The sequence below is a fragment of the Vibrio taketomensis genome (assembly GCF_009938165.1).
GTDB classification, from domain to species: Bacteria; Pseudomonadota; Gammaproteobacteria; order Enterobacterales; family Vibrionaceae; genus Vibrio; species Vibrio taketomensis.
This window is the reverse complement of the sequence record NZ_AP019649.1, coordinates 1,452,982-1,465,213: the sequence shown is the minus strand read 5'-3', so window position 1 is coordinate 1,465,213 and position 12,232 is coordinate 1,452,982. Positions and strand designations below refer to the sequence as shown.

The 12,232-nt window shown below is 42.5% G+C and carries 7 protein-coding genes and 5 pseudogenes; 2 read left to right on the top strand and 10 right to left on the bottom strand.

The genetic code is table 11. The annotated features are described in order from the left end of the window. Positions 1 to 55 precede the first annotated feature (55 nt). Positions 56 to 366 (bottom strand): annotated as a pseudogene (locus tag Vt282_RS06765) (DUF3634 family protein). Between the two features lie 52 nt (positions 367 to 418). Then, positions 419 to 869 (bottom strand): annotated as a pseudogene (gene matP, locus Vt282_RS21215) (macrodomain Ter protein MatP). Between the two features lie 193 nt (positions 870 to 1,062). Here matP and Vt282_RS06755 point away from each other — a divergent pair. Together Vt282_RS06755 and fabA are read left to right on the top strand one after the other, a co-directional pair. Then, positions 1,063 to 2,705 (top strand): annotated as a pseudogene (locus tag Vt282_RS06755) (S16 family serine protease). Positions 2,706 to 2,775: 70 nt separating this feature from the next. After that, complete coding sequence (gene fabA, locus Vt282_RS06750; RefSeq protein WP_162062935.1) at positions 2,776 to 3,294, top strand: bifunctional 3-hydroxydecanoyl-ACP dehydratase/trans-2-decenoyl-ACP isomerase; 519 nt, start codon at positions 2,776 to 2,778, stop codon at positions 3,292 to 3,294. Positions 3,295 to 3,424: 130 nt separating this feature from the next. On the opposite strand, the gene rmf is transcribed toward fabA, so the two are convergent. The 8 genes and pseudogenes from rmf to pyrD form a co-directional block, all read right to left on the bottom strand. Beyond that, positions 3,425 to 3,598, bottom strand: a complete 174-nt coding sequence (gene rmf / locus Vt282_RS06745) for a ribosome modulation factor (protein ID WP_162046392.1) — start codon at positions 3,596 to 3,598, stop codon at positions 3,425 to 3,427. 519 nt (positions 3,599 to 4,117) lie between these two features. Further along, positions 4,118 to 4,933 (bottom strand): DUF3466 family protein, encoded by an 816-nt coding sequence (locus tag Vt282_RS20550; RefSeq protein ID WP_232055135.1) that lies wholly within the window; start codon positions 4,931 to 4,933, stop codon positions 4,118 to 4,120. Positions 4,934 to 5,288: 355 nt separating this feature from the next. Beyond that, positions 5,289 to 5,759 carry a hypothetical protein gene (locus tag Vt282_RS20545; RefSeq protein ID WP_232055134.1) on the bottom strand — a complete coding sequence of 157 codons (471 nt, stop codon included), beginning with the start codon at positions 5,757 to 5,759 and terminating at the stop codon, positions 5,289 to 5,291. Positions 5,760 to 5,763: 4 nt separating this feature from the next. After that, positions 5,764 to 7,679 (bottom strand): annotated as a pseudogene (locus tag Vt282_RS06735) (ABC transporter ATP-binding protein). Further along, a complete protein-coding gene (locus Vt282_RS06730) occupies positions 7,657 to 7,899 on the bottom strand; it encodes a glutaredoxin family protein (protein WP_162046393.1) in 243 nt (80 codons plus the stop codon). The pseudogene Vt282_RS06735 and the gene Vt282_RS06730 overlap by 23 nt, the downstream one beginning before the upstream one ends. Positions 7,900 to 7,910: 11 nt before the next feature. Further along, positions 7,911 to 10,037, bottom strand: a complete 2,127-nt coding sequence (rlmKL, locus tag Vt282_RS06725) for a bifunctional 23S rRNA (guanine(2069)-N(7))-methyltransferase RlmK/23S rRNA (guanine(2445)-N(2))-methyltransferase RlmL (protein WP_162062934.1) — start codon at positions 10,035 to 10,037, stop codon at positions 7,911 to 7,913. Positions 10,038 to 10,491: 454 nt separating this feature from the next. Next, positions 10,492 to 11,025 (bottom strand): annotated as a pseudogene (locus Vt282_RS06720) (cell division protein ZapC); the annotation flags it as partial. A gap of 164 nt (positions 11,026 to 11,189) precedes the next feature. Beyond that, positions 11,190 to 12,200 carry a quinone-dependent dihydroorotate dehydrogenase gene (pyrD, locus tag Vt282_RS06715; protein ID WP_162062933.1) on the bottom strand — a complete coding sequence of 337 codons (1,011 nt, stop codon included), beginning with the start codon at positions 12,198 to 12,200 and terminating at the stop codon, positions 11,190 to 11,192. Positions 12,201 to 12,232 lie beyond the last annotated feature (32 nt).

The window sequence follows — 12,232 nt, the reverse complement described above, 5'->3', positions numbered from 1 at the left end:
AAAGTGTCGCGATGAGCCTAGAGTTTGATAACACGTCAGTGAAATGATAAGTCTATCAGCCCGCTTTCTTACCAGATTTAGAGGTAAATCCTTGGTGGGAAATACGTTACGAATTCGCTGCTGAATTTTTTTCGGGACTTGCTTTGAGAACACCAATTTAGGTCCAGTTCTTAATTGGTAGACTTTCATTTGCCCATCAAATGGCTGGTTTTCACCAATTTCTTGCACATTATGCAGAAACTTTGCTGGGAAATGCCCTTTTGTTGATGCGATTTTCCCATGTTGAAAATCAACCTTTAACACTGGTCGATCAACGGCGACTAACCAAAAAATAACGATTGCTGCAATCAGAATGACATAAAGCATAAGTGATCCTTAATCTTATATTTTAGCCCTAGACTTACTTGCTTTAACTGGATTAATCCTGCAAAAGCTTACTTAAATCCTCTTTCAAACTTGATACTGTTTTCGATGCTTTCTCACTACGAGAAGCTTCTGACAACAGATACTCTATGGCGTCAGACAAAGTACAGCCCAACTCGTTTGCACGGTAGGAAAGTTTCTCCCAAACTCGATAATCCAAATCAATAGATTTCTTCTTAGTGTGAATTTGTTCGGCATTGAAGTGGCGTTTACGCTTGGCTCGGATCGCTTGCTTTAACTTATTATCTAAGTCATCCGCCATATGCTGCTCAATCCATCTCGAGTACTTTTGTTGGTTCGTGCTCAATTTGGCGTAATGCCTCTACGGCTGTCTTGTCTTCGCTACTATCAATGTAACGCGTGATCTTTTCCCCATCTTTCCATTTATTGATGAGGTATTTCCACTTCCAACCACATTCTAAGTTTTCAAGTTGTTGATATTTCATTTTATATGACCCGTTATCATCCTGGTGACAGCGTAACCCAAAGCGATAAATTTAACAATTCTCAGATTCACAAATGTCGAGTTAGATCGAGTAAATGAATCTAGAAAAAACATGAGCGAACCTAGATATCTGCTATATGAATGGGGACTTTTCCGCTATAATCTTGCTCCTTTTGTATAAATGAATGTCTGAAATGATCCAGGAACAATGGCAAGCTGTGACACCACAGTACGATGAATATGATTTCGCTATCGACAAAATTAACACCCTTCCCTCGGTAAACTTTTCGTCGGCACAGCCTCGCCTTACCAAAAGCATTGAAACTTTCATTTCATTGTCCGGCATCTCTAAATTATTAGTCTTAAACGCTCCAGATAATGCCTTTACCGCGAGCACATTAAGCAAACAATAGAACAACTTTCTGATCGCCCTACGGTCTCTACCGAGTCAATTGACGCGAAAATGCTATTTGGTGCTTATAGTGCGGAAAAAGATGGGCAGATTTTAGTAAATAAGCCTGGGTTGTTAGAAACAGTGAAACATGGCTTTATCGTTTTACCTGTAAATGCGCTATTGGCAAACCCAACTGGTTGGATCAAATTAAAGTCCGCACTTCTTAGCGGCCATTCAACGGCTATTAACGTTAATCCAGAGCGAATTGCGCTTGAAGAGCCAAACTACGATGTTGATGTAAAACTGGTATTGGTTGGTGACCGTGACCAAATAGCAGAGCTCGAATTCTTGGAACCTGATTTGTATTCTGGTTTAGCACTATTTAGTGAAGTTGAGCTTGAGCTTGGCGTTAACTGCAAAACGGTGGAACGTTACCTTGGCCATTTAAATTGGATTACAGATACTTACCAGCTACCGAATCTTTCTGCACAAGCGATACATCGCTTGATGGTTGCGGGCGCTCGTTACACAGAAGATCAGCGTTATATGCCACTTGATATCATGTGGTATCTAAGCATTTTCCATGAAGCAGCAGCCTTAACTAATCACTCAGAGTTCACAGAAAACGATATCGATGCTGCGATTGATGCAAAGTACTACCGTGAAGCATACCTTCCAGAACGCGCTCGTTCTGACATTCTAGACGGTCAAGTTATCATTGAAACTCAAGGTGAATGCGTTGGTCAGGTCAACGGTTTAACCGTGATTGATGTCTCTGGCCACCCACAATCATACGGTGAACCAGCGCGAATTTCTTGCGTGATTCATTTCGGCGACGGTGACATTTCTGACGTAGAACGCAAAGCCGAGCTTGGGGGCAATCTTCATGCAAAAGGCATGATGATCATGCAAGCATTTGTTGCCAGTGCGTTGAATTTAGAAGAGCCACTTCCTTACTCTGCATCAGTGGTGTTTGAACAGTCATATTGTGAAGTTGATGGTGATAGTGCAACACTTGCTGAACTCTGTTCCTTTGTTAGTGCCCTTTCTGAATACCCAATCAATCAGCAAATTGCCGTAACGGGTGCGGTCGATCAATTTGGTCGAGTACAAGCCGTGGGTGGCTTGAACGAGAAAATTGAAGGTTTTTATCACGTATGTAAACACCAAGGTTTTACGGGTAATCAGGGGGTTATCCTACCAAAGACTAACTTGAAACACTTGGCGTTACATAAAGAAGTTGTAGAAAGTATTAAGAACAATGAATTCCATATTTGGTCAGTGGAAACGGTTGATCAAGCGATTCCAATCATCATGGGTAAACCTTTTCGAGGCGATGACGAAACGAGCGTAATCAGCAAAATCGCTCAACGTATTGAAAAGTTTGAAAGAGATGACCAGTCAGAATCGCTGCTAGAAAGACTGAGAAGCTGGTTCAACTAGTACTGATCGGAGTTGTTTAGCGTACACGTGTTCTCTAATATGCAGCTATCAAAAACTGGAGTACTTGATAATGCAGAACAAAAGAGAATCATATAATCGCGACGATCTTATCGCCTCTAGCCAAGGTGAACTATTTGGTGAAGGATACCCACAGCTTCCTGCACCAAATATGCTAATGATGGACCGCATTTGCAAAATGTCAGAAACGGAAGGCGAATTCGGTAAAGGCTTGATTATTGCTGAGCTCGATATCACTCCAGATTTATGGTTTTTTGATTGCCACTTCCCTGGCGATCCAGTGATGCCTGGCTGTCTAGGTCTCGATGCAATGTGGCAATTAGTTGGTTTCTTCCTTGGCTGGGTTGGTGGCAAAGGTAAAGGTCGTGCTTTAGGCGTTGGCGAAGTTAAGTTTACTGGCCAAATCTTGCCTACAGCTAAAAAAGTGACTTACGAAATTAACATGAAGCGTGTTGTGAATCGTAAACTGGTGATGGGACTTGCTGACGGCCGTGTATTGGTTGATGGTAAAGAAATCTACGTAGCTAAAGATTTGAAAGTTGGTCTTTTCCAAGATACATCAGCGTTTTAATAAAGACTTCTAAATAGCGACTCTTCGGAGTCGTTTTATTTTACTCAAGCAAATTAGTTATAGTGCGTTAAGACTTCAATATAAAGCCCCTTTCGGGGCTTATTTCCATGTTATAGGTGAAGAGATAAGACTATTTATATAAGCCAGACGTTTTATCTTCTCTGGCATCACGCCAACCACCGAGCCAATACGAACGTGCGTCCATCTGTTGATAAGGGCAAGCCTCGGTTGAGCGACCGTTTAAGCCGGCTTTATATCCTTGAGATTGAGCTCGCTCTAGGCGGTCACGCTTTTGTCTCTTCATAGTGTCGTCCTCATACGGGTGTGTCTAAGTACTACTATTAACATTGTGTGGCAATTTTATTACCTCACCCATTAAGAATTGAACAAAACGACGGCTTTCTCAAGCACAAAAAATGTTGTGGCACTAAAAGTGTGAGCCTGTGCCCTAGTTTACAATTTTGTTGATTACTTACGCCCAAAACCTAACAGAGTTAACAGACCAAATAATAGTAAGGCCAAAGAACTACTCTAGGCGTCATTATTTTGAGTATTCTGATCGCAAAATCTAACCGCTTCATACGAAGCCACAGCAACTTTTTATGTAAAGCAGACCTTTATTACACTAAGACTTGAGCTAATGATTTTGTGGTTTAATTCAGTATAAGTAATTGACGTATTGTTTAATATTGTTCTAAATTAATCAGTTATAGTGCATCAGTGTGTTTGCTTACAATACTCTTAGGTACATTTACCGTTCATTACTCATAAAAAAACGAGCTCTTTTAGCGAGCTCGTTTTTATTACCAATATCTTTTATATCTTAGCGCTTACGTCTAAAACCAAGTACAGCTAGTAAACCAAGAGCTAACCAGCCTAACGACCCACCCTCACGTTTAATCGTACCAGAACCACCATTTGGTGAAAATGCTCGAGCAGATATTGCTTGCTCGTCTGCTGCACTATTTGGAATTAACTTAACCGCTACAACCGTTTCACTATCTGCATCTGGACATTTGGCATCAATGTTGGTGTTTTCAAAACCACCTGGGCATTTATATGCTGTCGCCGAAATTACGCCAGCATCATTAATATCTGTCGCATCAAGAATACGGAACTGGTTATTGAAGTTCGAGTCAGAACCACCATTAGTTAAATCATCCAAAAACCATGCTTTATTTTGGAACAGAGCACGTCGAGTGCTATCAGTCCCCGTATATGCTAATGGATTAATAAAACCACGCTGCGGTCGTGGCGTACCATTAATTTCACGATCTTGCGTCAAATCGGTTTTACCAACCACTTCATTAAATTTGTTGATTGAACCGATTGTGCCACCTGAACCATTAAAGAAAATTCCTCCACTAAAGAAATTTGCTCGAGGAGCAGTTGTTGCGGCATTTTCAAGTCCTGAAACATAGAACAAGCGGTTATTGTATGAACCACTATCTCTTATATTGCGCTTGGCACTACCAACAGCAATACCATTTTGGTTAACTGCTGAGATAACCGAGTTCGTATAGTCATCGTCTACCGTTACGCCTGAGACTGCAACGCTTTTAGTTGCAGTGAGATTATTAACGTCACCAACAAAAATGGTCGCGTTCATTTCCTGATCGGTGTAGGTATTGTAACCCACACCAATAAACTCGTTTCCATCGGAATCAGAGTTGTGAGAACATAAAAATCGCGCAGACTCCCTTGGCCTAGGTGATCAGAAAGGTTTCCTTGCTTACCGCCCGACCCAAATGGCAATTGCGCGACCACAGCACCTGAACTGTTCCAAATCACTGGTTTAGAGTAAAAAGCCTTGAATCCTTCACTTGTCTCTTTGCTATCGAAAGAAACACTACCTACGATATAGTTAGAATTAGCAGCAAAGGCATGCGTTTCCGAAACGGTACCACTAGGGTCAGTTAATTGCGTGGTTCCTTGAAATGCGGTATTTCGGCGCGAGCCAACACGTTCGTTACCAATGGCACTGGTTCCTGACGTCAGTGAATTGATAACCGCATTGTCATCAGAAATCTTCGCGCCTCCCTCAATGAATGCAATTGAGTTTTGTAGTTACCATCCAATTCATTGCGGTAACCGGAATACTGAGTTTGAGCCCAAGTGTCACAGATTGCGTAGCCTAAATAGTTATCACAATAGTTTTCAAAATCTGCAGCATCATAGGCTGCGTAATCAAAGCCATTATCCAAAGCGAAAGGCACTTCTTCGCGATAACTTAACCCTGCAGGCCAATTTCGAGTTTCAGCGCTGATCTTATATTGAGTATCTGTACACTCGGAACTAAAACAGGACTCACCCGCTGCGCTCGGCTGTACTGCTGTACCATAATATTCAGAGTTGCCGTATGGTTGGTCGATTTCAACAACCTTATATAGTGCTGCTTGAGCATTCACTGAAACCGCAATGGATGCAGCAACAACTGATAACTTAAAAATTTTACTACTATTCAAAATATTAACTTTCCTGTTGCATCGCTTCGAGCTCTTCCCAGCGTTCAAAAGCAACTTCTAATTCTGCTCTAACTCAGAGAGCTTGTCTAATACCGGTTGGGTTTTATCAACAGGCTGAGAGAAAAAGTCAGCACTGTTTACCAATTCTTGCAGCGATTCGATTTCAGATTCTAAAGACTCAAGCTTCGCTGGCAGTTCTTCAAGTTCGCGCTGTAGTTTATAGGATAACTTCTTAGACTTTCCTTTTACTGGCACTGATTTGAGAGTTGGCTCAACTACCTCTTGTGTTTTTGCTGGTTTTTCAATCGCTCGAGAACGCATAACTTGTTCACGTTGCTGCTGGGCATCGTGATAACCACCGACAAACTCCTCAATCACACCGTTGCCTTCAAAAATCCAGCTGGTAGCAACTGTGTTATCAACAAATTGACGATCGTGGCTAACTAAAAGTAGTGTCCCCTGATAGTTGGCAAGCAAATCTTCCAAAAGTTCCAAAGTTTCGATATCTAAATCGTTGGTTGGTTCATCGAGCACCAATAAGTTATTTGGACGTAGGAAAATTCTTGCAAGCAATAAGCGGTTTTTCTCACCACCTGATAGCGCCTTAACTGGCGTGCGTGAACGATGTGGTGGGAACAAGAAGTCTTGCAGATAACTCAGTGCATGGCGTTGACGACCATTGACTGTCACTTCTTGCTTACCATCGGCTAAGTTATCAATAACCGACTTCTCAGGATCAAGAACTTCACGATATTGGTCAAAATACGCCACTTCTAACTTAGTACCACAATGGAATCGACCACTGTTCGCTTCTAGATTACCAAGCAAAATCTTAAGTAAAGTACTCTTACCACAGCCATTTGGACCAATTAGAGCAATGCGATCACCACGCATAACGTTGAATGAAAAATCAGACACAATTGGCTGACCATCAATCGAATAGTTAAGGTTCTGCGCTTCAAAAATGATCTTACCTGAGCGATTCGCGTCATCGATTTGCAACACGGCCTTGCCCTGCACTTCGCGTCGGTCTTGACGCTCTTCACGCAGTTTTTTCAATGCACGAACACGGCCTTCGTTACGAGTACGGCGCGCTTTAATACCTTGGCGAATCCATACTTCTTCTTGAGCGAGTTTCTTATCAAACTCAGCGTTCTGCATCTCTTCGACACGCAATGACTCTTCTTTGTCTACCAAATACTGATCATAGTTGCCAGGGAAAGAAGCCAGTTTGCCGCGGTCAAGATCGACAATACGTGTCGCCATTGATTTGATGAAGGCACGGTCGTGCGAGATAAAGATGATTGAGCCACGAAAATCTTTGAGGAAGTTTTCAAGCCACTCAATGGTTGTCACATCTAAGTGGTTGGTCGGTTCATCTAGCAGCAATACATCAGGGTCACGTACAAGAGCACGCGCTAGAGCGGCTTTGCGCTGCCAACCACCAGATAAATCGGTAAGTTTTGTGTGTCCATCGAGTTTCAATGCCGTCAAAACGTTTTGAATGCGGTCTTCGAAGCGCCAAGCGCCTGAATGCTCCAGTTGCTCTTGAACACGAGCTAATTTATTGATGTTCTTTTCACTAGGGTCTTTAGATACAAGATCGAGCTGATCTTGGTAGATCTTAAGCTGTTCACCGATTTCAGCAAGGCCCGCTGAAACATAGTCAAACACCGTACCTTCTTGGTTACGCGGTGGATCTTGTTCTAAGCGTGAGATAACAACATCTTGAGTAACGGTAAGCTTACCGTCATCCATGATAATTTCACCTGCTAGCACCTTCATCAGTGTTGATTTACCAGCACCATTGCGGCCAACCAAACAAACACGTTCGTTTTCTTGCAGGGCAAAGTCGACGTGATCGAGCAAAGGACGATCACCAAAGCCTAAGTAGCCGTTATTTATGGTAAGTAATGCCATTATCTTCTAACCAAATTTGTAATTGATGTAATTCAAATGGCCAATTTAGCTCGCTCTCTTGATAAGCTAATACGGGAATTGTGACCCCGTAACGAGAAAACAGTTGATCGTCAAAAGCGATATCGACCACTTCGATTGGGAGTGATATGTGTAATTGTTGAGTTAAAGCCAGTGCCATCTCGCAGAGATGGCACCCTTCCGTGCTATACAGTGTAATCAAAGATAATCCTATTAGCCTTTGTGCGTCACCAACCAGCAGTTATGGATATGCTTGTTGCGTGAGAAATCTAGCGGCAAAGTTTGCGCAGAGATATTCTTAGCTTCTAAACCAAGTTCACCCAAGGCTTCTGAATCCATTTTAAAGTGACGTTTGTTGTTTGAGAATACGATCGTACCTTCAGTATTTAATAGGCGTTTCAAGTTGCGCATTAGCTGAATATGGTCACGTTGGACATCGAATGTTTGTTCCATACGTTTTGAGTTAGAAAACGTTGGTGGGTCGATAAAGATCAGATCGTAACTACCCGTCGCTTTTTCTAACCATTGCAAACAATCTGCTTGAACATATTGGTGCTGACGGCCAACTTGACCGTTTAGCTGCATGTTCTCTTTTGCCCACTCAAGGTATGTGTTCGACATATCCACCGTGGTGGTTGAACGAGCGCCCCCACATGCAGCGTGTACCGTTGCAGAGCCAGTGTAAGCAAACAGATTTAAGAAATCTTTGCCTGCTGACATTTGACCTAAGCGGCGACGAGTCAATTTATGATCAAGGAATAAGCCCGTATCCAGATAGTCGTGCAAGTTAACAATCAACTTAACGCCGTATTCATTTACTTGCAGCGTTTCTGACTGTTGAGACAGTTTTTGGTACTGAGAGCGACCTTTCTGCTTTTCACGAGTTTTCAGCACCACTTTGTTTGCTTCAATACCCGTAACTTGGATTGCGGCACGAATAATATCGGTCAAACGACGTTTCGCTTTCTCTTCAGCAATTGTCTTAGGTGCTGCGTATTCTTGGATCACGAGATGATCGAGATACACATCAATCGCTACGTTGTATTCTGGCAGGTCTGCGTCGTAGATTCGGTAACAATCCAGTTCTTCTTTACGTGCCCATTTGCCAATTTTACCGATGTTCTTCTTCAAACGGTTGGCAAAATCCGGTGCAATTTCAGATTGCTGCGTGACATTGTCACCAACTTGCTCTGGCGCTCGATCAGAGATTTGATAGTTCTTTTGGTGACAAGGTAACGCACCATTATTCAGTTTAAACTGCTTCTCAGCACGCATGCGCAAGCAGCTTAGAAGCTCATCTGAGCTTGAGAAGATCGACGCTTGACAACCACCGAACTGAGATTTTAGCTGCGCACCAAATGCAGTATAAAGCGCAATAAGGCCAGGATGTGTGCCTAAGCGCTCACCGTAAGGTGGGTTACACACGATAACGCCAGAATCAAAGCCTTGAGGGCGTTTTACTAATGCTGCATCACCCAATTCAAAAGTAACGAGTTCTTCTACGCCAGCGCGACGAGCATTGTCACGCGCCGTTTTTAGTACGCGCTCATCGTTATCAAAACCGAAGAATTTAACGTCAACTTTTTTGACACCACGGCGAGCTTGCACATTCGCTTCAGATTTAATTTCAGCCCAAAGATCTGCATCAAAATCTTGTAGAACTTCAAAGCCCCACTTCTTACGTTTTACGCCAGGCGCCATGTTAGCTGCCATCATCGCCGCTTCAATAACAAGAGTGCCTGAACCACACATAGGGTCTAGGAAGTTCTTAGTCTCATCCCAACCACTACGGAGAATAATTGCTGCTGCTAAAGTTTCACGTAGTGGTGCTTTACCTGCTTGTTCGCGGTAACCACGTTGGTGCAAACCACCGCCGACCATATCAATACCAAGCAGAGCTTTATCCTTGTGAAGACGCACGTGAATACGAAGATCTGCTAGATCTTTACTGATCGACGGGCGTGGTAGGTTTTTCTTCGTGAAACAGTCAACAATCGCATCTTTCACTTTCATCGCACCATACTGGCTATTGCGAATCTCACGGTTAGTACCATTGAAATCAACCACCAGCTTTTTCGAGCTATGGAAGTGATTAACCCAGTTCACTGAAGAGGCCGCCAGATAAAGATCCATATCATCTTGGCAAGTAAATTCAGACAAGATACGGACAAAACGTGAAGCCAAGCGGCTCCATAAACAGCAGCGATAAATTTGTTCATTGGTCGCTTTAAACCTTACCCCAGCCTGTACTGGCTTAGCATCGGTAATGCCTAGTTTTGTTAGTTCATCTGCTAACAGGTTTTCTAACCCGTTTGAAGTTACCGCAAGATATTGGTGCATAGTCTTCTAATGTTCTTGATAAATGACCCCGCATTATACCCGACCTATACGACTTTTCGTTAATTGAATCTCAATTTTCTTAGTAATGAATTGTTGTTCGCTTATCAAAACAGCAGTTCGAGCTATTTGGCTTAAATCCATCAGCAACGACAAATCAACCCCACCAGCCATAGTGAATACTTATTCGCAGTTAAATTGGTATATACCAATACCTTTATTTGACTGTAATTTAGTTACATATTTCACTAAATAGAGGAATTTGGTGCCTATATCACCAAAATAAATAGGCAATAGGTTGTACAAAATAGGTAAATAGATAAGAATATGCGGTGTTAATCCACCTATTTTTGAAGATGAAGAACGCTATTGGTGAATTTTGGACAAAAAAAGTCGGCCTTATAAGCCGACGAGAATGAAATGAATAGGAACGAAACGTAGAATTTAGCCTACTAAACGCATAGGGCTGAGTAAGGAAACTGTGATTAATGTTCTGCATACGGTCATGCATAACTTTTATGGCCTCACCAAACTTGAGTGATTTAATCCCATTTAGGTCAAAGTCGTCCAAATTTATTGACGCACACAAGCTGGCACACTCACCTACTTCTAGGACGATAAACGCGCCTCTTGTATGATTCGTTTCTAGACGAACAAAGTCCCCTTCTTCTGGGGTAAGCGAACCATCAGAAAGGCTATTGAAAAACCAGCTTTTAGGTTGAACAGGCTTATGAAAACGCTTTGCGGCTACGCAATATAAAGCGAGTTCAGCCTGGCGAGGTTCAGATAAATCAAGGTGAGAAATTTGGTCTTTGTAGGTTTGAAATGCAGTGGCATCATCCACTGAAAACTCATTAATACCGACAGCGCACTCTACAATATGTTTGCGCGAAAGATTTGTTTTGAATAGCATGGTGTTGCCCAAGTCTAGCATCAAGTGCTGCTCAGCATCATCATAGTACCAAGTCCATTTGTCGCTGGGTTTAAGCATCAATCCGATCTCTCTCGTCAATGAATGTAGGTAAACCGCTTAATTACCTTCTCTCACTGCAAAGTGTATTCGGTGCGATCGAAAAAAAAAGAGGAAATGAAAACTCATCTCCTCTTCAAAACACTCTGATTTGAATGATTTTTTAAAGTGACACTGTCATGTCACTAGATGTTTTTGACGATGTCCTTCACCAAGCCAGGGCCGTGATAAATGAAACCGGTGTAAACTTGGACAAGCTTCGCCCCCGCCATCATTTTCTCTTTAGCAGCAACATAAGAGTCAATACCGCCAACACCGATGATAGGCAATTTATCTCCAAGCTCTTGATGCAGTAGACGAACAACTTCGGTACTTCGCAATTGAACTGGACGACCACTTAAGCCCCCCATTTCATTCGCATGTTTCATACCTTCAACGATGGTACGATCCAAAGTCGTATTGGTCGCAATCACACCATCGATATTGTGTTGGATCAGTGATTGGCAAATTTGCTTAATTTCATCGTCCGTCAAATCTGGCGCAATTTTCAATGCTACAGGAACGTACTTGCCATGTTTCTGATGAAGTTCGGCTTGTTTCTCTTTTAAAGACGAAAGCAGTTCATCAAGTGCTTCGCCATATTGAAGCGTACGAAGTCCTGGAGTATTTGGAGAAGAAATATTAACTGCAATATAACCTGCGTACTGATAAACTTTTTCCATACAGATCAAGTAATCTTCGGTACCCTTTTCAATCGGCGTGTCTTTGTTCTTACCGATATTGATACCAAGCACACAATCAAATTTTGCGCGTTTTACATTTTCAATTAGATTATCAACACCTTGGTTGTTGAAACCCATACGGTTGATAATACCTTCCGCCTCTAGTAGACGGAAAATGCGAGGTTTGTCGTTACCTGATTGAGGGCGCGGAGTAACCGTACCTACTTCAACAAAACCAAAACCCATCGCATCAAAGGCTTCGATACACTCGCCGTTTTTATCCAGACCTGCAGCTAAACCTACTGGGTTACGGAATGTAATACCCATGCATTCAACTGGACGATGTGGAAGTTGTTGGCGGTAGAAAAGATCAAGAGGTGTGCCGTTAAGGCGTTTGAAGTTTTGAATTGCTAAATCATGTGCCTTCTCGGCATCAAGTTGGAAAAAGCCAGTCCTGGCTAGACGGTAAAGCATTCTGCCTCCGATAGAAAAAAGCCCCGTATAAA

Excerpts from the sequence above, each read along its gene's own strand:
- fabA (WP_162062935.1), top strand. The coding sequence starts at position 2,776 with ATGCAGAACAAAAGAGAATCATATAATCGCGACGATCTTATCGCCTCT.
- rmf (WP_162046392.1), bottom strand. The coding sequence starts at position 3,598 with ATGAAGAGACAAAAGCGTGACCGCCTAGAGCGAGCTCAATCTCAAGGA.
- rlmKL (WP_162062934.1), bottom strand. The coding sequence starts at position 10,037 with ATGCACCAATATCTTGCGGTAACTTCAAACGGGTTAGAAAACCTGTTA.
- pyrD (WP_162062933.1), bottom strand. The coding sequence starts at position 12,200 with ATGCTTTACCGTCTAGCCAGGACTGGCTTTTTCCAACTTGATGCCGAG.